Origin of the sequence: Kitasatospora sp. NPDC048722 (genome assembly GCF_040650235.1) — a bacterium.
Classification (GTDB): Bacteria; Actinomycetota; Actinomycetes; order Streptomycetales; family Streptomycetaceae; genus Kitasatospora.
This window is the reverse complement of sequence record NZ_JBEZGX010000011.1, coordinates 51631-77937: the sequence shown is the minus strand read 5'-3', so window position 1 is coordinate 77937 and position 26307 is coordinate 51631. Positions and strand designations below refer to the sequence as shown.

Here is a 26307-nt window from a genome sequence, read left to right as displayed (position 1 = left end):
GCGGCCCCGGCTGATGCTGCTCGACGGGCACTCGATGGCCTACCGGGCCTTCTACGCCCTGCCCGTGGAGAACTTCAACACCTCCACCGGCCAGCCCACCAACGCCGTCTACGGCTTCGCCTCGATGCTCGCCAACACCGTCCGTGACGAGCAGCCCACCCACCTCGCGGTCGCCTTCGACCTCTCCCGCCAGACGTTCCGCTCCGTCGAGTTCCCCGACTACAAGGCCAACCGCGCCAAGACGCCCGACGAGTTCCGCAGCCAGATCGGCCTGATCGGCGAACTGCTCGACGCGATGAACGTCCCGCGGCTGACGGTCGAGGGCTTCGAGGCCGACGACATCATCGCCACCCTGGCCACCGCCGCCGAGGCGGCCGGCTTCGACGTCGACATCGTCACCGGCGACCGGGACTCCCTCCAGCTGGTCACCGAGCACGTCACCGTCCTCTACCCGACCAAGGGCGTCTCCGAACTCACCCGCTACACCCCGGAGAAGGTCGCCGAGAAGTACGGCGTCACCCCGCGCCAGTACCCCGACCTCGCCGCCCTGCGCGGCGACCCGTCGGACAACCTGCCCGGCATCCCCGGCGTCGGCGAGAAGACCGCCGCCAAGTGGGTCAACCAGTTCGGCTCCTTCGACGAACTCGTCTCCCGCGCCGACGAGGTGAAGGGCAAGATCGGCGAGAAGCTGCGCGAGCACCTCGACTCCGTCAAGCGCAACCGCGTCCTCACCGAGCTCGTCCGCGACGTCGAACTCCCGCTCGGCGTACCCGACCTGGCCCGCGCCTCCTTCGACAAGGCCGCCGTCGGCACCCTGATGGAGTCGCTGGAGTTCCGCAACGCAAACTTCCGCGACCGCGTCTTCGGCATCGACCCGGCCGGCGGTTCGGAGACCGCCGAAGCCGAACTCGCCCCCGGCGTCGAGGTCGACGGCGAACTGCTCACCGACCCGGGCACGCTGGCCTCCTGGCTGCGCGAGCACGCCGCCGACGGCAAGACGCCGGTGGCGCTGGCCGCCGTCTACCAGTGGGCGCTCGGCTCCGGCGAGGTCACCGAAGTCGCCCTCGCCGTCGGGGAGACGGCCGCCTGGTTCGACCCGGCCCTGCTCGCCGAGGAGGACGAGCGGGCCTTCGCCGCCTGGCTCGCCGACGCAGCCGCCCCCAAGGCCCTGCACATCGCCAAGCAGGTCATGCGCGCCTTCGCCGAGCGCGGCTGGACGATCGAGGGCGTCGTCGCCGACACCGCCCTCGCCGCCTACCTGGAGAAGCCCGGCCGGCGCACCTTCACGCTGGAGGTCCTCGCCGAGGAGTACCTGGCCCGCTCGCTCACCCCCGCCGCCCCGGCGGCCGAGAGCGGCCAGCTCGCCTTCGACGCCCCCGAGGAGGACCCGGCCGCAGGCGCCCAGGCCCTCATGCTCCAGGCCCGCGCCGTCCTCGACCTCGCCGCCCTCTTCGACACCCGCCTCGCCGAGGTCGGCGCCGTCGAGCTCATGCGCGACATGGAACTGCCCATCGCCGCCCTGCTCGCCCGCATGGAGCGCTACGGCATCGCCGCCGACCGCGACTGGCTCACCACGCTGGAGACGCAGTTCGCCGCCGAGATCCAGCGCTGCGTCGAGGAGGCGCACGCCGCCGCCGGGCACGAGTTCAACCTCGGCTCGCCCAAGCAGCTCCAGGAGATCCTCTTCGGCGAGCTCGCCCTCCCCAAGACCAAGAAGATCAAGACCGGCTACACCACCGACGCCGACGCCCTCACCTGGCTCGCCACCCAGACCGACAACGAACTGCCGGTCATCCTGCTGCGCCACCGCGACCAGGCCAAGCTGCGCACCACCGTCGAGGGCCTGCTCAAGACGGTCTCGCCCAAGGGCCGCATCCACACCACCTTCAACCAGATGGTGGCCGCCACCGGCCGGCTCTCCTCGCAGGACCCCAACCTGCAGAACATCCCCGTCCGGACGGAGGAGGGGCGCGCCATCCGCCGCGCCTTCGTCGTCGGCGAGGGCTACGAGTCGCTGCTCACGGCCGACTACTCCCAGATCGAACTGCGCATCATGGCCCACCTGTCGGAGGACGAGGCCCTGATCGAGGCCTTCGCCTCCGGCGAGGACCTCCACACCACCGTCGCCTCCCAGGTCTTCGAGGTCCCGGGCGGCTCGGTGGACGCCGAGATGCGCCGCAAGATCAAGGCGATGTCCTACGGCCTGGCCTACGGGCTCTCCGCGTACGGGCTCTCGCAGCAGCTCGGCATCAAGCCGGCCGAGGCGCAGGGCCTGATGGACACCTACTTCGAGCGCTTCGGCGGCGTGCGCGACTACCTGCGCCGCGTCGTCGACGAGGCCCGGGCCACCGGCTACACCGAGACCCTCCTCGGCCGCCGCCGCTACCTGCCCGACCTCAACAGCGACAACCGCCAGCGCCGCGAGATGGCCGAGCGGATGGCCCTCAACGCCCCGATCCAGGGCTCGGCCGCCGACATCGTCAAGATCGCCATGCTGCGCGTCGACGACGCCCTGCGCGAGGCCGGCCTCACCTCCCGGATGCTGCTCCAGGTCCACGACGAAATCGTGCTGGAACTGGCCCCGGGCGAGCGCGAGCCGGTCGAGGCGATCGTGCGCGAGCAGATGGCCGGCGCCTACCCGCTGCGCGCCCCGCTCGACGTCTCCGTCGGCGTCGGCGCCAACTGGGAGGCCGCCGCGCACTGATGCCCTAGCGGCGGGCCCGGACGCGTCACGCGTCCGGGCCCGCCGCTATTCTCTGCGCGATCATCGTGCGAGGAGCGGGGGGAGCGGCAGTGGCCGATTCGGGGACGTGGTTGCGGAGACCGAGGGTGGTGATCCCGTCCGCGGGCGCGGCGGCACTGCTGCTCGTCGGCGGGTCGGTGTGGGCCCTGTCCGGCGCGGACGGCGTGACGCCGACGGCGGTGGCGACGGCGACCGCGAGCCCGACCGCGAGCCCGACCGCGAGCCCGACTGCGACGGCCACCGCCACGCCGACGCCGACGCCGACACCGACCGAAGCCTCGCCGTCACCGCAGCCGTCCGCGACGGAGACGCCGACCCCCGCAGCAGAACCCACGAGCGAGGCCCCGGCCCCCCTCACAAGGAAGCCGACGGGCCCCCCGGCGCGCCCCAGAACGGCCGACACCCCCACCCCGAAGCCGAAGCCCGCGGACCCGAAGCCCCCGACCGCCCAGGACCCCCACACCATCCCGCCCGTGCCCTGCACCGACTGCACGACGACCCCGCAGCAACCCGACCCGTACCGAACCTGCGCCCATGACCCGGCAGGCCGGGTCATCACGTGCAGCCCCACCCAGACCGGCATCCCGATCCCGCGCCCCCCGGCCCCGGCGTTCACCCCGGGCTCCGTGCACTGACCGGAGCCGGCGGGCCCGGACGTCGTCAGACGGTCTTGAGGGTGCCGCCGTCGATGACGTGGTCGGCGCCGTGGATGTTGGCGGCGCGGTCGGACAGCAGGAAGGCGACCAGGTTCGCCACCTCCTCGGGCTGGGTGAGGCGCCCCGAGGCGATGCCGAACTGCCCGGGCAGGCCCACGAGCAGGTCGCCGTGGCCCAGTCCGGACGCGGCGGCCACCTTGCCGCCGAAACCGTCCGGATCGGTCCACACCGGAGTGGCCGTGGGGCCCGGGGAGACGGTGTTCACGCGGACACCGCGTGGCGCCAGCTCCTCGCTGAGACGCTTCCCGAACTGGTTCAACGCCGCCTTGGCCTCCGCGTAGCCGATCGGCGCGCCGGTGGGCATGCGGGCGTTGATCGAGGAGATGTTCACGATCGCGCCCTTGCGTTCCAGGATGCTGGGCAGCGCCGCCTTGGTGGTCCACACCGCACTGAACAGGTTGAGGTCGAAGACCGTCCGCCACTGCTCGTCGTCGACGTCCAGGAACCCGGCCAGGGACAGGTTCCCCGTGTCGCCGCCCACGTTGTTGACGAGGAAGTCGATCCCACCGACCGCGGCGAGCGTCTGATCGACCATCGACCGTGCGCCGTCGCGGGCGCTCAGGTCGACGGACACGGCTGCGGCGGCGACCTTCTCCAGCTCGGGGGTGACGGTTCGGGCGGCACCCACCACGCGGACCCCCTCCGCGGTCAGGGTCCGAGCGATCGCGAGGCCGATGCCGCGACTCGCTCCGGTGACCAGAGCGGTCTTCCCGCTGATGTCGAGATCCATGATCTCTCCCCCGTTTCTCGTACGACGGATTCTTGAACTTGAGGTCTAAAATCAGGGCGCAAAAAAGCCGCCCCCGAGGCGCTGCGGCTCAGAGGCGTGCCAGGGCCGTGTCGATGATCTGGAGCAGGACCGGCCGGTCGAACGTCTTGGCCATGACCCGCAGTCCGGCGAGGGTGGTCTGGATGAACAGCGCCTGCGCCCTGGCGTCGACGTCCCGGTCGACGTCACCGTCCCGCTGCCCTCGCTCGATGCGGGCCGCGAACAGCTCGACCATGCGCTCCTCGATGCGGTGCACCGTGCGGGTGGCCTCCTCGTCCCGCCCGCCGAGCTCCTCGACCGTGTTCTGTGCGAGACACCCGCGACGGACCGGCCCGTCCAGGTCCATGTCCACGAGCAGCACGAGGTAGGCGTGAATGCGCTCCTTGGCGGTCCCCGGCCGTGAGAGGAACTCCTCGGTCACCTCCGAGCCCGTCCGCCCGTAGAGGTCCAGTGCCTTGGTGAACAACTCCCGCTTGGAGCCGAAGGAGTGGTACAGGCTGCCCTTGGCCACTCCGGTCGCCTCGGCGAGATCGGCGGGGGACGTGCCGGCGTAGCCCTTGGTCCAGAACGTCTCCATCGCCCGTGCGATGACCACGTCCGGTTCGAAGCTCTTCGGCCTGCCCATGCCGCTACCGTAGTGAATATTTGACCTGCGGGTCAAGTAATCGGACCGTGTGCCGGTCCTCGGCGCGGGCGGAGACGCGGTTTCCGACATAACGTCGGAAAGCAGGCGCGTTCGAGGCGGGTAGCATGCGCTCAACGTCCCTTCTGGTGCCAGGAGTTGGCATATGAGCACACTGATCGTGGGGTCGCGGGCCAGTCACCTGGCGCGGGCTCAGGTCAGGGAGTTCCTGGCGCCGCTGCGGGAGCGCTTTCCCGACGTGGCCTTCCGCCATCGGGTGATCACGGAGGTCGGTGACCAGGACCGCCGGTCGGCCCTCCGGGAGGTGTCGGAGCGCGGCGGCGGCTCCGCCTTCTCGGTGAACCAGGTGAACGCCCTGGTGTCCGGTCAGGTCGATGTGATCGTGCACTCGCTCAAGGACCTGCCGACCGCGAACCCGCCCGGCCTGGTCCTCCTGCCCCCGCCGCGCCGCGCGGACGTGCGCGACGCGCTGTGCGGTTCGAGGTTGGCCGACCTCCCCTACGGCGGCAGGGTCGGCACGTCCGCGTCGCGCCGGATTGCTCAATTGCTCCACGCCCGGCCGGACGTGGTGCCGGTGGAGATCCGGGGAAACGTTCCGACCAGGCTCGGCAAGCTCCGGACCCACCAACTGGACGCCGTGGTCCTGGCCGCTGCCGGTATCAAGCGGCTCGGCCGCGACGAGGAGATCAGCGAGATCCTGCCGATCGGGCTGTTCCCCCCGTCGCCGGGCCAGGGCGCGCTGGGCATCCAGATCCGCGAGGACAACGGGCTTGCCCGCGAGATCCTGGCCGGTTCCGGCGACCCGGCGACCGACGCGGAGGTACGGGCCGAGCGGGCGATGCTGGCCGAGCTGCACGGCGGGTGTTCCGTGCCGGTCGGCGCCTTCGGCAAGGCGGATGGAGACGCGCTGACCCTGCACGGGCAGGTCACTTCCGTGGACGGCGGGCGGCAGGTGGAGGCCTGGCTCTCCGGCCCGTTGAGCGAGCCGGAGAAGCTGGGCGTGCAGGTGGCCGGTCTCCTGCTGGACCGAGGCGCGGAGGACATTCTGGCGGAGGTCCGGGTCGCGGTCTGAGGTGGGCATCCGGGCCGGGAGGCGTCGGTGTGGGCGGTGAGGCGGCGGCCGGTATGGCACGGCCTGCCCAACGGCGCATCGCGGCAACGGGGTTCTGTGGAGATCCCGGGTCACGGTCGTAGAACGTGCCCGTCCCGGAGCGGGGGCCGGGCCGCTGCGCAGGAAGTCGGTGGGGGCGACTTCCTGTGGGTGGCGGCTTGGGTGCGGCAGTGGGTGAGGGCGGGTTTGAGGCGGGGGTCCGGGGTGGGGGTGGTGGTGAGGAGTTCGCCGGCGGTGACGAGGGTGGTCCAGTAGTGGGTGGGGTCGCCGGTGCCCGGGCGGGGGTTTGTGGCGGCGAGGGAGAGGTAGGCGGCTGTCAGGTTGCCGGTGGTGAACCAGCGGGCCAGGCCGTGTCGGTGGCCTGCGCGGATGCCGCCGAGGGCGTCGATCGCCGTGACGAAGAGGTCGATGATGGCGAGCTCGCGGGCGTCGTGTTCCTTGGGGATGTCGAACACGCCCAGGGCTTCGAGGAGTTCGCCGGTGTCGGCTTCGGAGTTCGGGCGGGGGTCGGCGAGCAGGGCGTCGAAGCAGTCGTCGAGCCGGAGTCGGGTGTCGGCGGACGGGACTCCGAGGGCGCCGCAGACTGCGCGGGCGGCGCGGAGGGGATCGCGGGTGCGGCGGGCGAGGGCGGCGTAGACCTCGGCGGGGGTGGAGCCGGCGTCGAACAGGTGCCGGGCGAGGGTGGAGAGGCGCATCAGGTGCCTTCAGGCGGTGAGGAGGACGGAAGCGGGGTAAGGGGCGATCAGCGCCCAGACGAACTTGCCGACCCCACCGGCTCGGGGGCAGCAACCCCACCTCTCGGCCAGCTCGTTGACGAGTAGCACCCCACGCCCGTGCTCGTCGTCGGGCGTGGGGGAGTGGAGCGACGGGCGGCGGGTGCCGGCATCGTGGACTTCGAGGCGCAGGCGGTCGCCGATGAGGGCGAAGCGGACCTCGACGAGGCGGTCGGCGGGCGCGTCGGAGTGCTGGACGGCGTTCGCGAAGAGTTCGCCGAGGAGCAGTTCGGCGATGTCGGAGTAGCGCTCGCCGAAAGGGAGGGCCGAGAGGTATGCGCGCAGCAACTGTCGTGCGACGGGCGTGGATTCGGCCCGGGAGTCCAGTCGGGCGGCGAACGTGCGGGGGCGGTGGGAGACGAGCATGGCGAAGTTCCTCAGGGGGCGGATGAGGGAGCGCGAGGGTAGTGCGCAATCACGCTGCGCATGCGGCGGTTGCACCACAGCGCCGTTTCGATGGGTAGTGATCCGGCTACCCAGTGCATCCACTCTCCTTTAGGCTTCCGAGCTGTTCAACTTGTCCAAGCTGATTGATTGGTAGGGCGAATCGCTGTGAACAAGAGGGAGCTTGACCCGCAGGCCTCCCCGGCGGCCGAGTTCGGGGCGCTCCTCCGCACGTTGCGCGAGCAGTGGGGGTGGACGCAGGAGCACCTTGCAGGGCTTGTCGGGTGCACGTCGTCGCACATCTCGGCCCTTGAAAATGGTCGGAGAAAAGCAACTCGTCGCATTGCAACTGAACTGGACAGGGCGTTCGGGCAGGGCGAGCAGCTTCTGGCGGAATGGGGCAAGTCGGGCCAGCGAATCCTGTTCGAGGGCTTCGAGGAGTATCTCCGCGAGGAGTCGAAGGCTGCGGCCATGCGGCTGTTCGAGATCAACATCATTCCGAGCCTCCTGCAGACCGCTGCGTACGTTCGGGCGTATCAGGGGGCGCTGGTCGGTCGGGGTGCCTCTTCGCAGCAGGGGGCCGACGAACGAACCGAACTGCTACTCCACAGGCAGCAGATTCTTGATCGCGACCCCGCGCCGCTCATCCACGCGGTCATCGACGAGGGGGCGCTACGGCGGTCCATCGGTGGCAGCGACGTCATGGTCGAGCAACTGCGGCACCTGGAGGTCCTTGCTGCTCGGCCCCGCGTCCTCCTTCAAGTCAGCCCGTTCTCACTGGGTGAACTCAGGCCGTTCGCGCATCCAATTACGTTGCTCACCATGCCGAACAGGGCCATGGTTGGCTATGGGGAGACGCAGAAGAGGGGCTTCCTCGAACGCGATCCGGAGACGTTGGCCGACTGGGCCAGTCAGTACGATCACCTCCAGGTCGAAGCGTTGTCCCGGGCGGCGAGCGTCGACTTCATTCGAGAAGTGCGGAAGGGTTTTGATCATGGATGACCTGCGCAGCGCCGTTTGGCGCAAGAGCTCGTACAGCGCTCAGCAGGGACAGTGCATCGAGGTGGCGATCGGGGGCCGTGGTGGTGTGCCGGTCCGTGACTCCAAGGACCCGCAGGGGCCGGTGCTCGTCTTTCCGGCCCCCGCTTGGGCGTCGTTCCTCTCGGGGCTTCAGGTCGGCGACTTCTCGGAGCGGTAGCTCCGTCACTTCCTCGCGTTGGTGCGGCGGGTGGGTTCCGCCGTGGTCGGGTCCTCCGGCCAGGGGTGGCGGGGGTAGCGGCCTCTGAGGTCTGCTCGGACGGCGTGGTAGCCGTTTTGCCAGAAGTTCGCCAGGTCCCCTGTCACTGCGGCGGGGCGGCCTGCGGGGGAGAGCAGGTGGATGGTCAGCGGGACGCGGCCGCCGGCCAGGGCGGGCGCAGCCGTCCAGCCGAAGAGTTCCTGCAACTTGACTGCCAGCACTGGGCGTTCGGTGGTGTAGTCGACTCGTATCTTCGAGCCGCTGGGGACGGTGATGCGCTCGGGGGCGAACTCGTCCAGGCGGCCTGCTTCTCCGGTGGCCCAGGGGAGTAGACGCTGGAGGGCAGACGTCGTGTCGATCCTCGCGAGGTCGGCGCGGCGGCGGGCGCGGGAGAGTTCGGGTTCCAGCCACTCCTCCGCGCGTTCGAGGAGGGCGTCGTCGCTCACGTCCGGCCAGGGGGTGCCGATCGCCGTGTGCAGGAAGGCGAGGCGTTCGCGTAGGCCGGGGGAGGGCCAGGTCAGGAGGGCGCTCACGCCCTCGCGGGTCAGGCCGTCCAGGAGGGCGGTGCGGACCAGCGCGGGGTCGGGGCGGTTCAGCGGCTTCTCGGAGAGTTCGATCGCGCCCAGGGATTCGACCCGGCGGGAGACCACCTCGCTCCGTCGGGTGTCCCAGTGGACCTCCTCCCGGGCCGTGAGCAGCGCCGTGCCTGCGAGGCGGGCGGTGTCCTCGTCCAGCGCCGCGCCGTGCAGGATGCGGGCGGAGTGTGAGCCCGCCGGGCGGTCGGCGACGGCTACGGCGAGCCAGGGGAGGGCGCCCAGCGTCGTGCCGGGGGCGAGTTCGGCGGCCGTTCCGGACGCCATCAGGTAGGGGCTGCGCTCGCCGGGGGCCGGCTTCTCGATCCGTGCGCGGGCGATTCGTTCGGGGAAGGCCAGGGCGACCACCAGGCCGGCGGCGGTCGCCTCGGGGAGGTCGGTGGCGGGCTCGTCGGAGGTGGCGCGCTGCAAGCGGCGGACTTCCTCGCGCCAGCGGCCCGCGTAGGGGTCGCCGGACGTACGGACCGTCCGCCATACCGCCCCCAGGTCGTCGCCCAGCGCGCGCGGCGGCTCCTCGGACAGCAGTGCGACCACCTCGGCCGCTCGCCGCGCACCGACCGCGGGGGCGCCGTCGACCAGTGCCCGGGCGAGCCGGGGGTGCAGCCCCGTCCGGGCCAGGCGGACGCCGCGCGCCGTCGCCCGGCCGTCGGCGTCCACCGCGCCCAGCGCCTGGAGCGTCTGCCGGGCGGCGGCCGTCGCGCCCGCCGGGGGCCGGTCGGGCAGGGCCAGGCCGCCGGCGTCGGGGTCGCCCCAGCAGGCGGCCTGCAGAGCGAACGGGGTGAGGTCGGCGAGGGCGATCTCGGGCGTGGGGAAGCGGGCGGCGAGCGCGTCCTCGGCCTCGGCCCAGCAGCGGTAGACCGTGCCCGGGGCCTCGCGACCCGCTCGCCCGGCCCGCTGCCGGGCGGCGGCGAGCGAGGCGCGGACGGTGACGAGGGCGGACAGGCCGCGGGCGTGGTCGGTGCGCGGTTCGCGGGCGAGTCCGGCGTCGACCACGACCCGGACGCCGGGCACGGTGAGCGAGGACTCGGCGACGGCGGTCGAGAGCACGACCCGCCGCGACGGGGACGGGGTGAGCGCGGCGTCCTGGACGGCCTGCGGGGCGCGGCCGTGCAGTTGGAGGACGTCTGCGGACAGGCCGCCCAACTGCCCCGCCACGCGCGCGATCTCGCCGACTCCGGGCAGGAAGCAGAGCACGTCCCCCTCCTGTTCGCTCAACGCCCGCCGCACCACCGCCGCGACGTGGTCCAGCAGTGCCGGGTCGACCCGCGTGCCGTGCGCCGGGCGGACGGCACGCGGCGGCGGTGCCCACACGACGTCGACCGGGTGGGAGACGCCGTGCGCCTCCACGACCGGTGCGCCGCCGAGGAGTTCGGCCCAGGCCTCGGTGTCGGAGGTGGCCGAGGCGCAGACCAGCCGCAGCTCCGGCCGCAGCGTCTCCCGGACGTCCAGCAGGAACGCGAGCGCGGTGTCGGCGTCCAGGTGCCGTTCGTGGCACTCGTCCAGGACGACGACGTCCACGCCCGGGAGCTCCTGGTCGCGCTGCAACCGTTGCAGCAGCACGCCGGTGGTGACGACCTCGACGACCGTCGAGGGTCCGACGCGACGCTCGCCGCGCACGGTGTGGCCGACCTCGCGGCCCACGGACGAGCCGAGCAGCCAGGCCATCCGCCGCGCGGCGGCCCGTACCGCGAGCCGGCGCGGCTCGGCGACCAGCACCCGTCGGACCGGCCCGCCGGAGAGCAGGCCGGCGAGCGCCAGCGGCACCAGCGTCGTCTTGCCGGTGCCGGGCGGCGCGGCGAGCACGGCGGTGCCGACGTCGTCCAGTGCGTGGTGCAGTGCCGGCAGCGCGGTGCGGACGGGGAGCTCGCGCCACGAGGGGTTCACCAAGGCGTCAGCCCCGCTCGGCCACGAAGATCGCGGTGCCCGGGATCAGCCGCCCGCGCAGCGGGGACCAGCCGCCCCACTCCTGCTCCAGGCCGGCCGGCCACTCCGGCTCGACCAGGTCGAGCAACCGGAATCCGGCGCCGACGAGTTCGCGGACCCGGTCGCCGATCGTGCGGTGGTGCTCGACGTAGCTGGCGCGCCCCTGTTCGTCCTCCTCGACGTACGGGGTGCGGTCGAAGTAGGAGGCGGACGCGGTGAGGCCCTCGACGCCGGGCTCGTCGGGGAAGGCCCAGCGGATCGGGTGGGTCACCGAGAACACCCAGCGCCCGCCGGGCCGCAGCACCCGGTGCACCTCGCGCATCAGGCGGGCGGTGTCGGCGCTGAACGGCACGGCGCCGTACGCGGAGCAGGCGAGGTCGAAGGAGCCGTCGGCGAAGGGCAGGACGGCGGCGTCGGCCTGGACCACCGGGACGGGGGTGCCGCCGCGGCCGAGGTCGATCCGGCGGGAGTGCTGGAGCTGGCGGAAGGAGATGTCCAGGGCGACCGGCCGGGCGCCCCGGCCGGCGAGCCAGCGCGAGCACTGGGCGGCGCCGGCGCCGAGCTCCAGGACGTCCTTTCCGGCCACCTCGCCGAGCAGCCGGGCATCGGCCTCGTCCAGGCCCTCCGGGCACCAGGTGAAGCGGTCGTCGCCGAGGAACTCGCCGTGCTCGTCCTGGTACTCGTCCGCGTTGCGGTCCCACCAGTGCCGGCTGGCGCGGCTGCTCTCACCGGCTCCGGCCTGGCGCCTTACCGCGTCGTCGCCGTCGTCGTCAAGATCGTGAAGCTCGGACTGGGGGGTGGTGGCCACGGTGATAATGCCCATCGCGTAGGGTGTGGTGTGCGGAAGCGCCGCTGCCGCGAGACGGCCCGAGAGGGTTCGGATCCAGGCGGTGGCATCCGGGGAGTAGGGCCCCTGCGGGCGCCGCCGTGAGGCGCGCAATCGGAGGATATGGCCTGATCCGTACCAGGCTCCACCGTCTTGCCGCTCTTGGCGTTGACCGTGCCTGGTCGTCCCCGTATGCTACAAGTTGCGCTGCGGGCCTGCGCGCCTCGGACGGAGCAGGTCGCGCTCGCATCTGTCGAAGACCCCACGGTCGCAAGACGGACGCCGGTTCTCGTTGTCTACGGGAAGCCCGGTGCGCCGTGTTCTTGGCTGTCCGGCTTTCGGTGGGAGCGATACGGGCCCTCCGCGTGGCATTACCTACGACTTTCATGTCCGTACCGGAGCCCTTTTCCTAATGACGAGCCCCACCGACTCCTCCCTCAGCACCACCCCGCAGGTCGCGGTCAACGACATCGGCGACGCGGAGGCCTTCCTCGCCGCCATCGACGAGACCATCAAGTACTTCAACGATGGCGACATCGTCGAGGGCGTCATCGTGAAGGTCGACCGTGACGAGGTCCTCCTCGACATCGGTTACAAGACCGAGGGCGTCATCCCGTCCCGCGAGCTCTCGATCAAGCACGACGTTGACCCGCACGAGGTCGTCGCCGTCGGTGACAACATCGAGGCCCTGGTTCTCCAGAAGGAGGACAAGGAGGGTCGTCTCATCCTGTCCAAGAAGCGCGCTCAGTACGAGCGTGCCTGGGGCACGATCGAGAAGATCAAGGAAGAGGACGGCATCGTCACCGGTACCGTCATCGAGGTCGTCAAGGGTGGTCTCATCCTCGACATCGGCCTCCGCGGCTTCCTCCCGGCCTCGCTCGTCGAGATGCGCCGCGTCCGCGACCTCCAGCCCTACGTGGGCAAGGAGCTCGAGGCCAAGATCATCGAGCTGGACAAGAACCGCAACAACGTGGTCCTGTCCCGCCGTGCCTGGCTGGAGCAGACCCAGAGCGAGGTCCGCCAGACCTTCCTCACCACCCTCCAGAAGGGCCAGGTGCGCTCCGGCGTCGTCTCCTCGATCGTCAACTTCGGTGCCTTCGTGGACCTGGGTGGCGTCGACGGCCTGGTGCACGTCTCCGAGCTGTCCTGGAAGCACATCGACCACCCGTCCGAGGTCGTCGAGGTCGGCCAGGAGGTCACCGTCGAGGTTCTCGACGTTGACATGGACCGCGAGCGCGTCTCCCTGTCGCTGAAGGCGACCCAGGAGGACCCGTGGCAGCAGTTCGCCCGCACGCACCAGATCGGTCAGGTCGTCCCGGGTAAGGTCACCAAGCTGGTTCCGTTCGGTGCGTTCGTCCGCGTGGACGAGGGCATCGAGGGTCTGGTCCACATCTCCGAGCTGGCCGAGCGCCACGTCGAGATCCCGGAGCAGGTCGTCCAGGTCGGCGACGAGATCTTCGTCAAGGTCATCGACATCGACCTCGAGCGTCGTCGCATCAGCCTCTCGCTGAAGCAGGCCAACGAGGCCCTGGGTGCCAACCCGGCCGAGGTCGAGTTCGACCCGACCCTGTACGGCATGGCCGCCTCCTACGACGACCAGGGCAACTACATCTACCCGGAGGGCTTCGACCCCGAGGCGAACGACTGGCTGCCCGGCTTCGAGAAGCAGCGTGAGGAGTGGGAGCGCCAGTACGCCGAGGCGCAGGCCCGCTTCGAGCAGCACCAGGCCCAGGTCATCAAGAGCCGCGAGGCCGACGCCGAGGCCGCTGCCGAGGGTGGCGACGCCGTCGCCGCTGCCGCCGGTGGCTCCTACTCGTCCAGCAGCGACGAGGGCTCCGGCGCTCTCGCCTCGGACGAGGCCCTGGCCGCCCTGCGCGAGAAGCTGGCCGGCGGCCAGAGCTGATCGCAGCCTGAGGGCTAGGTAGCAATACCGAAAGCGGGACCCCTGCTCGGATCACCGGGCGGGGGTTCCGCTTTTTGCCGTGCGGGACCCGGTGATCTTTCGAGTGCGCGATCTTAAGTGTGCTTTATGTGAAGGAAATTGTGAGATGGGGCTCATCGCCCGTCCCTAGGCCGGCGTCCCGGTTGCGCCTACATTGAGGAGAACTGCCCGAAAGGCTCTCCTTTATGCACAAGCCTTCCGCCGCTGCCGCCGACCTCCGGGTCCGCGGGCGGCTCGCCGCCCTCGGGCGGTTCTGCTTCCGGCACCGGCGCTGGGTCCTCGGCTTCTGGGCCGTCGTCCTGGTCGTCGGGGTCCTGATCGGGGGCCGGGTCTTCGAGGGGTCGGTCGCCGGGGCCTCCTCGGCCAGCTCCGAGGCCGACCGCGGCAGCGCGGTCGCCACCGCGGCCGATCCGGCCCGGGGAGTCGTCACCGCCGTCGTCGACGGGAGGCCGGTGGACGACGGGGCGGTACGCGCGGCCGTCGCCAAGGCCACCCAGGAGATCGCCGCCCTGCCCGGCGTCGCCTCCGCGAACGACGCCTACGGGCCGGGGCCGGCCGCCGCCGCGCTGCGTTCCGCCGACGGGAACGCGAGTCTGGTGACCGTCCGCATGGCCGACACGAGCACGGGCGCCCAGGCCGGCGCCGTCACGCAGCGGCTGGCGGCGCTGAACGGCACCGGCGGCGCGCACGTCACGGTGGGTGGTGACCTCGTGCTCCAGCAGGAGGTCAAGAAGCAGACCGAGCGGGACACCCGCTTCGGCGAGATCGTGACCCTGCCGCTCACCCTCGTCGTCATGGTGCTGGTCTTCGGCGGCCTCGCCGCGGCCAGTCTGCCGGTGATCGGCGCGGTCGCCTCGGTGGGCGGGGCGCTGCTGGCCATGTTCGGCTTCAGCCGGATCATGGACATCGACACCAGCGTGCTGCCGATCGCCACCGTGCTGGGGCTCGGGCTCTCGATCGACTACGCGCTGCTCATGGTGAACCGTTTCCGCGAGGAACGCGGGCTCGGCGCCGGCATCGCCGCCGCCGTCGAACGCACGGCCGCGACCGCCGGGCGCACCGTCGCGTTCTCCGGGCTGACCGTCGCCGTCGCGCTCTCCGGCCTCTTCGTCTTCACCAGCCCGGTGCTCGGGGCCGTCGCCGCCGCCGGCGTGAGCGTGGTCGTGATCGCCGTCGCCGCGGCGCTCACCCTGATCCCCGCGCTGCTCGGCTTCGCCGGCTCGCGGATCAAGGCGCCCGCCGCGCCGGTGCCCGACGAGGGCTTCTTCAGCCGGACCGTCCGACGGGTCCGCAAGCGGGCGGTGCCCGTCGCGCTCGCCTGCACGGCGCTGCTGATGGCGGCCGGGGCGCCGTTCCTGCACGCGGAGATGCGCAACTCCGGCGCGGCCGTGCTGCCCGCCTCCTCGGCCGGGCGGCAGGTCGCGGACGTGATCGACCAGCGCTTCCCGCAGGTCGCCGCCGCGCCGATCACGGTGGTGGTCGAGGGCGGGGCGCCGGTGGCGCAGGCGTACGCGGACGAGGTCGTCGCCAAGCTGCCCGGGGTGAGCGGGGTGCGGGCGGTCACGCCGGTGAGCGACTCCGTCTCGACGATCGACGTGCTCGTCCACGGGGACCCGCAGGGCGGGACGGCCAAGCAGGTCGTCGACGAGCTGCGGGCCGACCGCGGCGGGCTGAAGACCTACGTGACCGGCGGCGCCGCCTCGGTGGTCGACTTCTCGAACGAGCTGACCTCGCGCGGGCCCTGGGCGCTCGGGCTGGTCGCGCTCGGGACGCTGGTGCTGCTGTTCCTGATGACCGGCTCGGTGGTGATGCCGGTCAAGGCGCTGCTGATGAACCTGCTCTCGCTGGGCGCCTCGCTCGGCGCGCTCACGTTGATCTTCCAGGACGGCTACTTCAGCGGGCTGCTCGGGTTCAGTCCGACCGGCGGGCTGGAGACCTTCATCCCGGTGCTGGTCTTCGCGTTCGCGTTCGGGCTGTCCATGGACTACGAGGTGTTCCTGCTCGCCCGGATCAAGGAGCTGCACTCGCGCGGCTACAGCTGCGCGAAGGCCGTGGAGCTGGGCGTGCAGCGCAGCGGGCGGATCATCACCTCGGCGGCGCTGCTGATGGTGATCGTCTTCGCCGGGTTCGCGCTCGGGGACATGCTCATGGTCAAGCAGATGGGCATCGCGCTGGCGGTCGCCGTCGCGGTGGACGCCACGCTGGTGCGCTGCCTGCTGGTGCCGGCTGCGATGAGCCTGTTCGGCGAGTTCAACTGGTGGGCGCCGGCGCCGCTGCGGCGGCTGCACCGACGCTTCGGGCTGAGTGAGCACGTCGAGCTGCCGCCGATCGCGCCAGCGGTGATCCCGGCGCAGCGTCCGGAGCTCGTGGGCTCGGGGACGGGCCCGGCGCCGGCGGCGCAGTAACGGGCCCGGCGTGGCCGGCCCGGTGCCGGGGTCTCAGCGCAGCCGGCTCAGCAGGGCGACGCTCGCGCGCAGGGTCTGCCGCTCCTCGGGGGTGAGGCGGTCCTCGATGGCGGCGGCGATCTGCGCCTCGCGGCGGGCGCGCTGTTCGAGGAGGGCGTCGCGGCCGGCCCCGGTGGCGGTGACGAGCAGCTTGCGGCCGTCGGTGGGGTGCGGGCCCTGGGTGACCAGGCCGGCCTCGGTGAGCAGGGCGACGGTGCGGGCCATCGACTGGTGGCGCACGCGTTGGTGCTCGGCGAGCTCGGCGACGGTGTAGGCGCGTTCGTCGCGGACGAGGAGGCCGAGGACGGCGGCCTGGTTCTGGGGCAGCTCGTCGTTGTCGCGCAGGGAGCGGACCAGGCTGCCGAGGGCGGCGCGCAGGTCGGCGGCGAGTTCGAGGGTCTCGGGGGCCGGACTGTTCATGGCACAAGCCTACCGGGAATCTGTGCAGCAAAACTGTGTAGCCGTGCTGTGTAGTTTCGCTGTATTGTTTTTCCATGCGAATCACCAAGTTCGGACACGCCTGCGTACGCCTGGAGCACGACGGCACCACCGTCGTCATCGACCCCGGAATGTTCACCGACCCCGGCGCCCTCGCCGGGGCCGACGCCGTCCTGATCACCCACGAGCACATGGACCACTTCGAGGAGTCCCGGCTGCGCGCCGCCCTGGAGGCCGACCCCGCCCTGCGGGTGTGGACCAACGGCGCGGTGGCCGCCCAGCTCGACGGCGTGGCGCAGCGCGTCGGCGTGGTCGGCGAGGGCGACGCGTTCGAGCTCGGCGGGCTGGAGGTGTCCGTGCACGGCGAGTGGCACGCGGAGATCCACCGGGACGTCCCGCTCGTGAAGAACATCGGCTTCCTGTTCGGCGGCCGCCTCTTCCACCCCGGCGACGCGCTCACCGTGCCGCCGCACGCCGTCGAGACGCTGCTGCTGCCGATCGGCGCGCCCTGGAGCAAGGTGGGCGAACTGGTCGACTACGTCCGCGAGGCCGCCCCGCGCGTGGCGGTGCCCGTGCACGACGCGGTGCTCAGCCCGATCGGGCTCGCCGTGCACACCCGCCTGGTCGGCGAGGACGGGCCGGGCGGTGCCCGGCTGCGAGCGCTGGGCGAGGGCGAGAGCCTCGACCTCGGCTGACCGCCGGGAGCATGGCGCCGGTAGCCTGGCGCCATGCTGAAGATCGGACTGACGGGTGGCATCGGCGCCGGCAAGAGCGAGGTGTCCCGGCTGCTCGCCGCCCACGGCGCGGTGATCGTGGACTCCGACGTGATCGCCCGCGAGGTGGTCGCGCCCGGGACGGCCGGACTCGCCGCCGTGGTGGCCGAGTTCGGCTCCGCGGTGCTGCGGCCGGACGGTTCGCTGGACCGCCCGGCCCTCGGTGCGATCGTGTTCGGCGCCCCGGACCGGCTCCAGGCGTTGAACGCGATCGTCCACCCGCTGGTGCGGGCCCGCTCGGCCGAGCTGGAGGCCGCCGCCGCGCCGGACGCCGTCGTCGTGCACGACGTGCCGCTGCTCGCGGAGAACGGGCTCGGCCCGCTGTACGACCTGGTCGTCGTGGTCGACGCGGCGGACGACGTGCGGGTCGCGCGGCTGGTGGAGCTGCGAGGCATGACCGAGGACGAGGCCCGGGCCCGGATGGCCGCGCAGGCCACCCGGGAGGAGCGGCTCGCGATCGCGGACATCGTGATCGACAACAGCGGCCCGCTGGAGGACCTGGCGCCCCGCGTCGCCGAGGTGTGGTCGCGGCTGCGGCCCCGCGGCTGATCAGACGGCTCCGGTGATCAGACGGCCTCGGCCGGCACGTCGGCGGTGAGCGGCAGACGGGCCCGGACGGCGAAGCCGCCCTCCGGGGTGGGGCCCGCCTCCAGGGTGCCGCCGAGGTCGTCCGCGCGGGTGCGCATGCCGTCCAGACCGTGCCCGCCGGAGGGCAGACGGGGGTCCTCGGCGCCGTCGCCGGGGGAGTTGACGACGGACAGGCGCAGCCCGTCCGCGCGGATCCCGACCGTGACGGCGACGGTGGCGGCGGGGGCGTGCTTGTGCACGTTGGTCAGTGCCTCCTGGACGATCCGGTAGGCGGCGTACTGGACGGCGGGGCTCGGTTCGGGCCCGCCGTCCGCCGGGCCGTCGACGTTCAGCCGTACGGACAGGCCGGCCCGGCGGGACTCCCCGACGAGCGCGGGCAGTCCGCCCAGGGACGGGCCCTCGTCGGACGCGGGCGTCAGCACGCCCAGCAGTCCGCGCAGTTCGGTGAGGGCCTGCAGGCCGAGGGCGCGGATCAGCCCGAGGGTCTCCCTGACGACGGCCGGATCGTTCGGCGCGGCGACCTGGCAGGCGCCGGCGTGCAGGGTGATCAGCGAGACCCGGTTGGACACGACGTCGTGCATCTCCCGGGCGAGCCTGGCCCGTTCGGCGGCGGCGGCGCGTTCCTCGGCGTGCTGCCGGGCGGCCTCCAGGAGGCGGTTGCGGTCCGCGAGCAGGTCGACGGCGCGGGCGCGCTGGTGGGCGGTGAGGCCGAGGGCGAGCGGCACGGCGCCGTAGACGAGGGGGTCCTCGATGATGTTGGCGAAGTCGTTCAGCGTGCCGAGGTCGCCGAGGTCGAACGGGATGAGCAGGCGGATCTCGGCGAGGACGGCGATCACGAGGAGCGCGTGGGTCCGGCCGCGCCGGGCGGAGAACCCGTAGAGCGCGACGGCGAGGGGGAGCTGGCCGCCCAGCAGGGTGAGCGCGGTGACCGTGGCCGGGGCGCGCCAGCGGAAGGCGAGGGCGAGCGCGCCGATCGCCAGCAGGCCGGCGTTGAGCCCGGGGGAGGAGGTCGGCCCGACCTCCGGGTCGCCCGCGGCGAGCGGGACCAGGATCAGCAGGGCGAGGACGGTCGGGGCGAGCGCGACGACCGGGGCGGGCAGCCGGACCGGCAGGCTCACCAGCATGGTGGAGCGGTGGGCGGCCCGCAGGCCGGGAACCGGGTGGTCCCCGGGCTGCTGGTCGGTGGGCTGGCGCATGGGGGCATGCTTCCACACCGGGGTTCCGGCGGGCCCTGGATTGCGTTCGCCCCGGAAGCGACCATGGGGGGATGACTGATCATCTTCCCTCCGGGAGCCCCGCCGCGCCGGTCGAGGTCGTACGGCTGCCGCAGTACACCCGCGCCGACCAGGACGAGATCCTCGGGCCCGGCGACGACCCCTACGGCGTGGCGCACACCGGGCTGACGTTCCTGCCCAAGGAGATCCACTTCGGCGTCCGGTCCGCCGGGGGCCGGCTCGTCGCGCACACCGGCCTGCTGCCGCTGCCCCTCACGATCGGGAGCGCGGACGTGCCGGCCGTCGGCGTCGGGGGCGTCGCCGTCGCCGCCGACCGGCGCGGCGGCGGCCTCGCGCGCGCCGTGGTCGGGGCCGCCCTCGACCACGCCCGCACGCTCGGCCCCGCGTACGCCCTGCTGTTCTGCCGCCCGCCGCTCGTCGGCCTCTACGGGCGGCTGGGCTTCCGGGAGGTGCCCGGCGAGGTGACGGTCGAGCAGCCCGGCGGGCGGCTCGCCGTGATGCCGCTGCGCACGATGTGGGCGCCGCTGCGGGCGGGTGCCGCCTGGCCGGAGGGGGCGGTGCGGCTGCGGTCGCTGCCGATGTGACGGGCCGGCGCCGGGTGGGCGGGCGTCAGGCCCCGGCCCCGGCGCGCTCGGCCGCGGCGGCCCGCTCGACCGCGGCGGCGGCCAGGGCGCGGATCATCGCGTGCGGGCGGGTGCCGTCGCCGGACAGCTCCGGCTGGAACAGCGAGGCCAGGAAGAAGGGGTGGTCCGTCAGCTCCAGGATGCGCACCGAGCCCGCGTCGTCCGTGCCGCTGAACCGCAGCCCGTGCTCGCGCAGCCGGTCCAGGTAGTCGGCGTTGAGCCCGTACGCGCAGTGGTAGCGCTCCAGCGTGCGGGTGGTGCCGAGGACGCGCTCGGCGAGCGTGCCGGGGGTGACGGTGACCGCGCCCTCGTGGCCGACCAGCGAGCACGCGAGCGGCGCGATGACCTGCTCGTCCCGGTCCGGGTCCTGCTCGGCGTGGACGGCGTCGCCGATGCCGCAGACGTGGCGGGCGAACTCCAGCACCGCGTGCTGGAATCCGGCGCAGGTGCCGAGGAACGGGATGCCGAGTTCGCGGGCGGTCCGGACGGCGGCCAGGGCGCCGTCCTCGCTGCGGTAGGGGCTGCCGGGGAGCAGCCAGATCGCGTCGAAGCCGTCGAGGGCGCCGGGCGCCCCGGCGTCCTCGGTGGGGATCCAGTAGGCGTCCAGGTCGAGCTGGTCGCGGGTGGCGAGGGCGTCGAGCAGACCGGGGATGCGGGCGTGCGAGCGAACGGCGGGGGAGCGGTCGCCGACCAGGGCGATGCGCGGGGTCTGGTAGGTCATGCGGCTATCCTGGCCCGGCACCCGAGATCAGCGCCAACGATGATTTCTTACCTCTCGATCAGATCGGCTGATGAGACTGTGGATCCCCAGCAGCTGCGCACCTTCGTCACCGTCGTCCGCCTCGGCTCGTTCTCCGAGGCGGCGCGCGAGCTCGGCTACACGCAGTCCGCCGTCTCGCAGCAGATCGCCGCGCTGGAGGCGGACCTCGGGGCACCGCTGCTCGTCCGCCGCCCGGTCGGGCCGACCGAGGCGGGCGGGCGACTGCTGGAGCACGCCGCGCCGCTGCTCGTGCGGCTGGAGGCGGCGCGCGCCGACGTCGCGCGCCTGGCCGGTGCCGCGAGTGCCCGGCTGGTGATCGGCGCCACCCCGCTGGCGCTCGACACCGCGGTCGGGCGCGCGCTCGGTGAGGTGCGCCGGACGTACCCGCGCGCGGAGGTGGACGTGCGGGTGCTCGCCCAGGACGCGCTGCCCGCGCTGGTCGCCACCGGGGACGTCGACCTCGCCCTCGTCGACGGGCTCGCCGCGCCCAGCGACCCGCTGCCGCTGCCCGACGTCGGCCCGCTCGGCACCGTCGCCGTGGCCGAGCAGCCGGTCGTCGTGGCGCTCCCCGCCGGGCACCCGCTGGCCGGCCGGCCCGGGGTCGCGCTCGCCGACCTGTCCGCCGCCCGCTGGCTCGACGCCCCCGACCTCACCCCGCCGCCCGCCCGCCTGCGGGCGGCCACCGGCACCGACGGCTTCCGCCCCGCCGCCCGCTACCGCGGCACGGACGTGCACGCCCTGCTCGCGCTCGTGGCCACCGGCCACGGCCTGGTGCTGCTGCCGCCGTCCGCCCTCGCCGCCGCCCCCGGTGTCGTCGGGGTGCCGGTCACGGCGCCGCGCCTGGTGCACCGCACCGAACTCGTGCACGGCAGCCTGCCGGAGGGCCCGGCGGCACTGCTGGCCCGCGAGTTGACGAGCCGGCAAACTCTTACCGAGTAGTTCACGTCCTGGGGCTGACGGTGTTCGTGGTGGCGCTGCTGTCATGGGCACAGTCGCCCGGCAGCCGGCCGGGCCGGCCCCAGGAGAGAGCCTCCATGATCATTCGTCAGCGCCTGACCGTGGTCGCCGCGGCCACCGCCCTCGCCGCGGCCGGGATCGCCGCCGGGACCGGGACCGCGCAGGCCGCTTCGCACCCGTCCGCGCACGAGTCCGGTGCCCGTGCGGCCGGTTGCTCGCGCGCCTACCTGCCGCTGCCCGACCCGTCCTGCACGCCGGGCGCGTACAACCCGGCCGTCACCCAGGCGACCATCCAGAAGACGATCTGCGTCTCCGGCTGGACCGCCACCGTGCGCCCGCCGGCGAGCTACACCAACGCCCTGAAGGTGCAGCAGATCGCGCAGTACGGCTTCTCGGACACCGATCCGGCCGACTACGAGGAGGACCACTTCGTCCCCCTGGAGCTCGGCGGCGCCCCGCGCGACCCGCGGAACCTGTGGCCCGAGCCGCGGTACGGCAACGAGCCGGCGCAGAGCAAGGACACCGTCGAGAACCGGCTGAAGAAGGCGGTGTGCGGCGGGCAGGTCACGCTCGACGCCGCGCGCAGAGCGATCGCCTCCGACTGGACGACCGCGCTGAGCCGCCTCGGTCTCTGACGGCCGGCCGCACGTGGTGACGGGCCGGCCCGTCCGGTCCCCTGTGCCGGACGGGCCGACCCGTCGTGCCCCGGGATCGCGCCCGGGGCGGTCTTCGTGGGCTGCTCAGCAGCCCGGGAGGGCCTCGCAGAGCGGGGCCGTCATGCCGGTGGCGACGTACTTGTCGTCGGGGGCCGTCCAGGCCTCCTTCGGCTGGGCGCCGGCCTTGGCGGTGGCCCAGACCGACAGCTCGCTCACCGTGCCGCCGGCCACCACGACGTACTCGTGCAGCGTGACGACGGTGCCGTCGGGCTGCGGGACCGTCACGGCCGCGGCGAAGTACGGGACGTCGGCCCCGCCCGGGGCGGTCACCTTCACGGTGGCGTTCGGAGCGGTCTTGGCGCAGTCCTTGACGGCCGCGGTGAGGTGCTCCTCGGCCAGGTTGGTGAGCTGCTTGGTGCCGCTGCTGTGGGTCGGGTCGCCCTCGAAGAGCAGGGTCTGCTGGGCCGTCCAGTGCTCGCCGCCGAAGCCGACCGTGGCCTTGGCGGCCGCCGAGCCGGTGAACGTCGACGTGTCGTCCTTGGCGACCTGGGCGTGGCACAGCTCCATGCCCTTGAACACGACCGGACGCGGGACGGGGCTGGCGTTCGCGGCGAGCGGGGCCCAGTGGAGGGTGTCGTCCAGCGGGACGCTCCTGGCGTCCATCCAGGCCTTGGCCGGGATCCGGTTGCCCGTCGACGTTCCCGTGGCACCGTCGGCGGGAGTCGCGGCGGTGGTGCTCCCGGTCGCCGGAGCGGCGGTGGAGGCCGGGGCCGGGGCGGTCGTCTTGGCCGCGTCCTGGCCGCCGTTGTCGGGACCGCAGGCACTGAGGGCGCCGAGGCAGAGCAGGGCCGTGAAGGCGGCGGTGGCCGTGCGGGTGGTGCGCAACTGACGGTCCTCACGTGTCCGGTGTACTGGATCGGGGTCGGGCACCCGGTGGCTCCCGGCCCTGGCGGGCACGCGGCACGGCTGGTCCTTCCCCCGGACGTCCTGCCGGACGGCACCGTGCCCGACCGAGGACTGAGGGGTGCTCAGCTCGGGGGCGGCGCCGACGGCGGTCGAAACTTAGTGCTATCCAGCCATCCCTTGCAAAGTGGGGTACCGGCTGGTAGCCGGGCCTGCCCGGCAGTTGCACCCGCCCGGTGCCGAACGTGTGTGCGCCCGCGGAAGAAGCCATGGCGGGCCGGCGATGGGCACCGCCGTCCGGCGGCCCGTCACGGCCGGGCGGGCCTTCTACCGCCTGGTGACGGGCCGTTGCGGGGAGGGGAGGGCGGGGTCGGGGGTGTCAAGGGTTTCCCCGGCGAAGTTCGTGTGGGGACCAGCTGCCCGGGCGGGCGCCGCTACGCCCGGGTGCCCGGGACGCCGAGCTGGGCGGCGAGCCAGGGCAGGGCCCGGACGAAGGTCGCGGCGCCGGTCTGCCAGGTGTGCTTGCCGGAGCCGACGGCCGTCGTCGTGCGGATGCCGTCCTTCTTCGCCGCGTCGTTCAGCACCTTGGCCGACTCGATCTGGCCGTGCTCCTCGTCGCCCTGGCCGAAGTAGCCGGACACCCCCTGGTACTTGGGGTGGTGGGCGAGGACCGTCACCGGGTCGTGCGCGGACCACGCGGCGGCGTCACCGCCGTAGAGCTCCTGGACGGTGTGGTCCTTGTCGCCGATGTACGGGCCCTTGTCGCCCGAGAAGTCGCCGAAGTGGGTGAAGACCGTGGGGTGTTCGACGGTGAGGTCGAAGGCGCAGGTGCCGCCCATCGACCAGCCGGCCACGCCCCACTTGTGCGGGTCGGTGGCGGCGTTGAAGGTCTTCTGGACGAACGGCGGCACGTCCTTGACCAGATGGCTCTCGGAGTTGCCGTGCGGGCCGTCCACGCACTCGGTGTCCACCCGGAAGCCGCCGGTCGCGTCCACGAAGACGAGGATCGGCGCGAAGCCGTTGTGCTTGGCGGCGAACGCGTCAGCCGTCTTCACCGCGTCGCCGGAGCGGATCCAGTTGTCCGGCGCCGAGAACTCGCCGCCGATCATCTCCAGCACCGGCAGCTTGGGCCGGCTCTGGCTGCGGAACCACGCGGGCGGCAGGTAGACCAGCTCCTGTCGGTGTGCGAAGCCGCTGGCGGTGTCCGGGATGTCGACCTGGACGATGCGGCCGGTCTTCGTCTTCCCGTGCATCGAGCCGAGCTGGGCGAGCGTGATCTGGTCCGGCAGCGGGTCGCCGCTCAGCTCGCCGACCGCGTCGCCGATGGTCGGGTAGTAACCGGTGGCCACGTTGAGGGTGTCGGCCGCCGCGAACAGCGCGAGGACGGCGGCGAGCGGCGCCAGCGCCCGCCGCCACCAGCGGGCGCTGCGCCAGCCGAAGCCGAGCACGCTGAACGCCGCGACCGCCACGCCGCTCCACAGCCAGACGCCGAACGGGATCGGGTCGGTGATGCCGGACAGGGTCAGCACCCCGACCGCCGCGAGCGCGGTCAGCGCCGCCGCCGTCCCGAGTGCGATCGGGCCCCACGTGACGCGCCAGGTCCGGTCCCGCCAGCCGACGGCGGTGACGAACAGGACGACGGCGACGGCCTGCACGGTCCACGGGAACCAGCCGCCGAGCAGCGAGACGTTCATGCGGCGGAGGCTAGGGCGGCGACATGAGAGGGCGCTTAAAGGCTGGTGATCGTCTGATTGCCGGCTGGGAGGTGGCTGGGAGCCCGTCGGGTCCTCAGGGGCGGCGGAACAGCGCGGTGAGCAGGAACGGCACGCCGAAGAGCGGCGAGTCCGCAGCGTGCTCGGCCATCGGACGGATCTCCACCGGCTCGAAGTCCGCGAACAGGGCGCGCAGTTCCTCGGGGGCGTAGGCGAGGCCGCCCTCCAGGCCGCCGACGCGGTAGAGGTCCTCGTCGGGCCGCTCGGAGCCCATCGCGCCGGCGGCGAACGTGCTGAGGACGAAGTGGCCGCCGGGCGCGAGGACCCGGTCGAGCAGGGCGAGGTAGCCGACCCTGCGGTGCGGCGGCAGGTGGTGGAGGCAGCCGGAGTCGAGCACGAGGTCGTACCGGGCGTGCGGGAGCTCGACGTCGAAGATGTTCCCGCGGTGGAAGCGCGGGGCGAGCCCGGCCTCCGCCGCCCGCTCCTCGGCCCACGCGACGGCGGCGGGCGAGAGGTCGACGGCGTCGACGTCGAAGCCGAGCGAGGCCAGGTGCAGGGCGTTGCGCCCCGGACCGCAGCCGAGGTCGAGCGCCCGGCCGCCGGTGGCGACCAGGCCGCGGTCGAGGTAGGAGACGAGGTGCTCGTCCGGCTTCGGGACGAAGAACGGGCGCCCGGCGCTCCGGTCGGCGTAGAAGCCGTCCCACCAGGCGGAGGCGTCGGAGGTCCAGCGGTCGGCGGCCGGGGGGAAGAGGCGGTCGAGGAGGGCGAGGACGTCTTCGGTGGTGCGGATCGTGCGGTTCATGGGGTGGAGCCTAGGCCGCCGCGAGAGGCTTTGACAGAATCAACTCCCCTGGCGGGAAGGGGCGTAGAGGCTCCTGGTGGCGGACTGCCGAGGGGGGTGGTCGGGACGTGCCGGGCGAGGGGCGTGCGGGTGGCGGTGCGGGCGCCAGGGGGCGGGGAGGGCCGCTTCCGGGCGGGGTCGGGAGGTGCCCGGGAACGGCCCCGGATAACGCTTTCGCGACGGACCGCGTCAGCCCGCGAAGCGCTCGCGCAGGGCGCCGAGGCCGGCCGTGAAGACGCCGTGCACCAGGGCCGTCGACGCCTCGCGGTGCTCCTGCTCGACGTCGTACGTCGCGCTCCACTCGACGAACGCGGCGTCGGACTCGGTGACCGGCACGACCCGCAGGGTCGCCCGGTAGGTGCTCAGCTGGAAGGTGCCGTCGGCGAAGGTGTACGTGTAGCTGCGGGCCTCGTCGTCGTAGGCGAGCAGCGTCTCGCCGAGCTCGGTGTCGCCGAGCTCGAAGAGGCGGACGGCGCCGACGGCCGTGCCGCCGAGGTCGTTGCCGCGCCGGCTCGGGGGCAGATCCGGGTGCCACGCACCGAGGGCGTGGAAGTCCCCGATCAGCTCCCACACCTTGCCGGCCGGAGCCTCCACCACCGTGCTGACCGTGGTCCCCGCCATGGCTGTTCCCTTCGTCGCCGGTCCTCGTGCGTTCTCGACCATCTTCGCGCCCACGGAAACGATATGAGGAACGGTCAGGGACATCCGTGCGTTCGG

At 72.9% G+C, this 26307-nt stretch carries 25 protein-coding genes; 11 read left to right on the top strand and 14 right to left on the bottom strand.

What is annotated here, in order from left to right; translation table 11 throughout:
* Positions 1 to 13: 13 nt before the first annotated feature.
* Positions 14 to 2704 (top strand): DNA polymerase I, encoded by a 2691-nt coding sequence (polA, locus tag AB0C76_RS11180; RefSeq protein ID WP_359963182.1) that lies wholly within the window; start codon positions 14 to 16, stop codon positions 2702 to 2704.
* Positions 2705 to 2729: 25 nt separating this feature from the next.
* Here polA and AB0C76_RS11175 read toward each other — a convergent pair whose 3' ends face one another.
* From AB0C76_RS11175 to AB0C76_RS11165, 3 genes are all read right to left on the bottom strand, one after another.
* Positions 2730 to 3077: a hypothetical protein gene (locus AB0C76_RS11175; protein ID WP_359962992.1), complete on the bottom strand. Its 348-nt coding sequence runs from the start codon at positions 3075 to 3077 to the stop codon at positions 2730 to 2732.
* A gap of 326 nt (positions 3078 to 3403) precedes the next feature.
* On the bottom strand, positions 3404 to 4189 hold the full coding sequence (locus AB0C76_RS11170; RefSeq protein WP_359962989.1) for an SDR family oxidoreductase: 786 nt from the start codon (positions 4187 to 4189) through the stop codon (positions 3404 to 3406).
* 88 nt (positions 4190 to 4277) lie between these two features.
* Positions 4278 to 4853 carry a TetR/AcrR family transcriptional regulator gene (locus tag AB0C76_RS11165; protein ID WP_359962987.1) on the bottom strand — a complete coding sequence of 192 codons (576 nt, stop codon included), beginning with the start codon at positions 4851 to 4853 and terminating at the stop codon, positions 4278 to 4280.
* 163 nt (positions 4854 to 5016) lie between these two features.
* Between AB0C76_RS11165 and hemC the strand changes: the two genes are divergently transcribed.
* A complete protein-coding gene (gene hemC, locus AB0C76_RS11160) occupies positions 5017 to 5943 on the top strand; it encodes a hydroxymethylbilane synthase (protein ID WP_359962984.1) in 927 nt (308 codons plus the stop codon).
* 110 nt (positions 5944 to 6053) lie between these two features.
* Here the strand turns inward: hemC and AB0C76_RS11155 are convergent, their stop codons facing one another.
* Together AB0C76_RS11155 and AB0C76_RS11150 are read right to left on the bottom strand one after the other, a co-directional pair.
* Positions 6054 to 6677, bottom strand: coding sequence for a hypothetical protein (locus tag AB0C76_RS11155; RefSeq protein WP_359962981.1), 624 nt, complete (start codon positions 6675 to 6677; stop codon positions 6054 to 6056).
* 9 nt (positions 6678 to 6686) lie between these two features.
* Positions 6687 to 7121, bottom strand: a complete 435-nt coding sequence (locus tag AB0C76_RS11150) for an ATP-binding protein (RefSeq protein WP_359962979.1) — start codon at positions 7119 to 7121, stop codon at positions 6687 to 6689.
* A gap of 186 nt (positions 7122 to 7307) precedes the next feature.
* Between AB0C76_RS11150 and AB0C76_RS11145 the strand changes: the two genes are divergently transcribed.
* A complete protein-coding gene (locus AB0C76_RS11145) occupies positions 7308 to 8141 on the top strand; it encodes a helix-turn-helix transcriptional regulator (RefSeq protein WP_359962976.1) in 834 nt (277 codons plus the stop codon).
* Positions 8134 to 8337 carry a DUF397 domain-containing protein gene (locus AB0C76_RS11140; RefSeq protein ID WP_359962973.1) on the top strand — a complete coding sequence of 68 codons (204 nt, stop codon included), beginning with the start codon at positions 8134 to 8136 and terminating at the stop codon, positions 8335 to 8337. Before AB0C76_RS11145 ends, AB0C76_RS11140 begins: the two co-directional genes overlap by 8 nt.
* A gap of 5 nt (positions 8338 to 8342) precedes the next feature.
* Here AB0C76_RS11140 and hrpB read toward each other — a convergent pair whose 3' ends face one another.
* Positions 8343 to 10853 (bottom strand): ATP-dependent helicase HrpB, encoded by a 2511-nt coding sequence (hrpB, locus tag AB0C76_RS11135; protein WP_359963179.1) that lies wholly within the window; start codon positions 10851 to 10853, stop codon positions 8343 to 8345.
* A 7-nt stretch (positions 10854 to 10860) separates the two neighbouring features.
* Positions 10861 to 11715, bottom strand: a complete 855-nt coding sequence (locus tag AB0C76_RS11130; protein ID WP_359962970.1) for a class I SAM-dependent methyltransferase — start codon at positions 11713 to 11715, stop codon at positions 10861 to 10863.
* Between the two features lie 415 nt (positions 11716 to 12130).
* On the opposite strand from AB0C76_RS11130, the gene rpsA reads away from it, so the two are divergent.
* Both rpsA and AB0C76_RS11120 read left to right on the top strand, forming a co-directional pair.
* Positions 12131 to 13621, top strand: coding sequence for a 30S ribosomal protein S1 (gene rpsA, locus AB0C76_RS11125; RefSeq protein ID WP_218202410.1), 1491 nt, complete (start codon positions 12131 to 12133; stop codon positions 13619 to 13621).
* A 224-nt stretch (positions 13622 to 13845) separates the two neighbouring features.
* Complete coding sequence (locus tag AB0C76_RS11120) at positions 13846 to 16065, top strand: MMPL family transporter (protein WP_359962967.1); 2220 nt, start codon at positions 13846 to 13848, stop codon at positions 16063 to 16065.
* A gap of 33 nt (positions 16066 to 16098) precedes the next feature.
* Here the strand turns inward: AB0C76_RS11120 and AB0C76_RS11115 are convergent, their stop codons facing one another.
* Positions 16099 to 16524: a MarR family transcriptional regulator gene (locus tag AB0C76_RS11115; RefSeq protein WP_359962964.1), complete on the bottom strand. Its 426-nt coding sequence runs from the start codon at positions 16522 to 16524 to the stop codon at positions 16099 to 16101.
* 74 nt (positions 16525 to 16598) lie between these two features.
* Here AB0C76_RS11115 and AB0C76_RS11110 point away from each other — a divergent pair, with 74 nt between their 5' ends.
* Complete coding sequence (locus tag AB0C76_RS11110) at positions 16599 to 17237, top strand: MBL fold metallo-hydrolase (RefSeq protein ID WP_359962962.1); 639 nt, start codon at positions 16599 to 16601, stop codon at positions 17235 to 17237.
* Positions 17238 to 17270: 33 nt separating this feature from the next.
* Positions 17271 to 17864, top strand: a complete 594-nt coding sequence (gene coaE / locus AB0C76_RS11105) for a dephospho-CoA kinase (protein ID WP_359962959.1) — start codon at positions 17271 to 17273, stop codon at positions 17862 to 17864.
* A 17-nt stretch (positions 17865 to 17881) separates the two neighbouring features.
* Here the strand turns inward: coaE and AB0C76_RS11100 are convergent, their stop codons facing one another.
* Positions 17882 to 19099 (bottom strand): histidine kinase, encoded by a 1218-nt coding sequence (locus AB0C76_RS11100; protein ID WP_359962956.1) that lies wholly within the window; start codon positions 19097 to 19099, stop codon positions 17882 to 17884.
* A gap of 71 nt (positions 19100 to 19170) precedes the next feature.
* Here AB0C76_RS11100 and AB0C76_RS11095 point away from each other — a divergent pair, with 71 nt between their 5' ends.
* Positions 19171 to 19722, top strand: coding sequence for a GNAT family N-acetyltransferase (locus AB0C76_RS11095; RefSeq protein WP_359962954.1), 552 nt, complete (start codon positions 19171 to 19173; stop codon positions 19720 to 19722).
* Positions 19723 to 19747: 25 nt separating this feature from the next.
* On the opposite strand, the gene AB0C76_RS11090 is transcribed toward AB0C76_RS11095, so the two are convergent.
* On the bottom strand, positions 19748 to 20482 hold the full coding sequence (locus AB0C76_RS11090; protein WP_359962951.1) for a hypothetical protein: 735 nt from the start codon (positions 20480 to 20482) through the stop codon (positions 19748 to 19750).
* Between the two features lie 78 nt (positions 20483 to 20560).
* On the opposite strand from AB0C76_RS11090, the gene AB0C76_RS11085 reads away from it, so the two are divergent.
* Positions 20561 to 21460 carry a LysR family transcriptional regulator gene (locus AB0C76_RS11085; RefSeq protein ID WP_359962949.1) on the top strand — a complete coding sequence of 300 codons (900 nt, stop codon included), beginning with the start codon at positions 20561 to 20563 and terminating at the stop codon, positions 21458 to 21460.
* A gap of 95 nt (positions 21461 to 21555) precedes the next feature.
* Positions 21556 to 22113, top strand: coding sequence for a hypothetical protein (locus AB0C76_RS11080; RefSeq protein WP_359962946.1), 558 nt, complete (start codon positions 21556 to 21558; stop codon positions 22111 to 22113).
* A gap of 105 nt (positions 22114 to 22218) precedes the next feature.
* On the opposite strand, the gene AB0C76_RS11075 is transcribed toward AB0C76_RS11080, so the two are convergent.
* From AB0C76_RS11075 to AB0C76_RS11060, 4 genes are all read right to left on the bottom strand, one after another.
* The gene (locus AB0C76_RS11075; RefSeq protein ID WP_359962943.1) at positions 22219 to 23019 is read right to left on the bottom strand and encodes a hypothetical protein; all 801 of its coding nucleotides are present in this window, start codon (positions 23017 to 23019) and stop codon (positions 22219 to 22221) included.
* A gap of 452 nt (positions 23020 to 23471) precedes the next feature.
* Positions 23472 to 24731 carry an alpha/beta hydrolase-fold protein gene (locus AB0C76_RS11070; RefSeq protein WP_359962940.1) on the bottom strand — a complete coding sequence of 420 codons (1260 nt, stop codon included), beginning with the start codon at positions 24729 to 24731 and terminating at the stop codon, positions 23472 to 23474.
* Positions 24732 to 24825: 94 nt separating this feature from the next.
* Positions 24826 to 25551: a class I SAM-dependent methyltransferase gene (locus AB0C76_RS11065; RefSeq protein WP_359962937.1), complete on the bottom strand. Its 726-nt coding sequence runs from the start codon at positions 25549 to 25551 to the stop codon at positions 24826 to 24828.
* Positions 25552 to 25779: 228 nt separating this feature from the next.
* Positions 25780 to 26211, bottom strand: a complete 432-nt coding sequence (locus AB0C76_RS11060; protein WP_359962934.1) for an SRPBCC family protein — start codon at positions 26209 to 26211, stop codon at positions 25780 to 25782.
* Positions 26212 to 26307 lie beyond the last annotated feature (96 nt).

Coding starts and splice junctions, on each gene's coding strand:
- polA (WP_359963182.1), top strand. CDS start 14: ATGCTGCTCGACGGGCACTCGATGGCCTACCGGGCCTTCTACGCCCTG.
- AB0C76_RS11170 (WP_359962989.1), bottom strand. CDS start 4,189: ATGGATCTCGACATCAGCGGGAAGACCGCTCTGGTCACCGGAGCGAGT.
- AB0C76_RS11165 (WP_359962987.1), bottom strand. CDS start 4,853: ATGGGCAGGCCGAAGAGCTTCGAACCGGACGTGGTCATCGCACGGGCG.
- hemC (WP_359962984.1), top strand. CDS start 5,017: ATGAGCACACTGATCGTGGGGTCGCGGGCCAGTCACCTGGCGCGGGCT.
- AB0C76_RS11155 (WP_359962981.1), bottom strand. CDS start 6,677: ATGCGCCTCTCCACCCTCGCCCGGCACCTGTTCGACGCCGGCTCCACC.
- AB0C76_RS11150 (WP_359962979.1), bottom strand. CDS start 7,121: ATGCTCGTCTCCCACCGCCCCCGCACGTTCGCCGCCCGACTGGACTCC.
- AB0C76_RS11140 (WP_359962973.1), top strand. CDS start 8,134: ATGGATGACCTGCGCAGCGCCGTTTGGCGCAAGAGCTCGTACAGCGCT.
- AB0C76_RS11130 (WP_359962970.1), bottom strand. CDS start 11,715: ATGGGCATTATCACCGTGGCCACCACCCCCCAGTCCGAGCTTCACGAT.
- rpsA (WP_218202410.1), top strand. CDS start 12,131: ATGACGAGCCCCACCGACTCCTCCCTCAGCACCACCCCGCAGGTCGCG.
- AB0C76_RS11120 (WP_359962967.1), top strand. CDS start 13,846: ATGCACAAGCCTTCCGCCGCTGCCGCCGACCTCCGGGTCCGCGGGCGG.
- AB0C76_RS11115 (WP_359962964.1), bottom strand. CDS start 16,524: ATGAACAGTCCGGCCCCCGAGACCCTCGAACTCGCCGCCGACCTGCGC.
- AB0C76_RS11110 (WP_359962962.1), top strand. CDS start 16,599: ATGCGAATCACCAAGTTCGGACACGCCTGCGTACGCCTGGAGCACGAC.
- coaE (WP_359962959.1), top strand. CDS start 17,271: ATGCTGAAGATCGGACTGACGGGTGGCATCGGCGCCGGCAAGAGCGAG.
- AB0C76_RS11100 (WP_359962956.1), bottom strand. CDS start 19,099: ATGCGCCAGCCCACCGACCAGCAGCCCGGGGACCACCCGGTTCCCGGC.
- AB0C76_RS11095 (WP_359962954.1), top strand. CDS start 19,171: ATGACTGATCATCTTCCCTCCGGGAGCCCCGCCGCGCCGGTCGAGGTC.
- AB0C76_RS11090 (WP_359962951.1), bottom strand. CDS start 20,482: ATGACCTACCAGACCCCGCGCATCGCCCTGGTCGGCGACCGCTCCCCC.
- AB0C76_RS11080 (WP_359962946.1), top strand. CDS start 21,556: ATGATCATTCGTCAGCGCCTGACCGTGGTCGCCGCGGCCACCGCCCTC.
- AB0C76_RS11070 (WP_359962940.1), bottom strand. CDS start 24,731: ATGAACGTCTCGCTGCTCGGCGGCTGGTTCCCGTGGACCGTGCAGGCC.
- AB0C76_RS11065 (WP_359962937.1), bottom strand. CDS start 25,551: ATGAACCGCACGATCCGCACCACCGAAGACGTCCTCGCCCTCCTCGAC.
- AB0C76_RS11060 (WP_359962934.1), bottom strand. CDS start 26,211: ATGGCGGGGACCACGGTCAGCACGGTGGTGGAGGCTCCGGCCGGCAAG.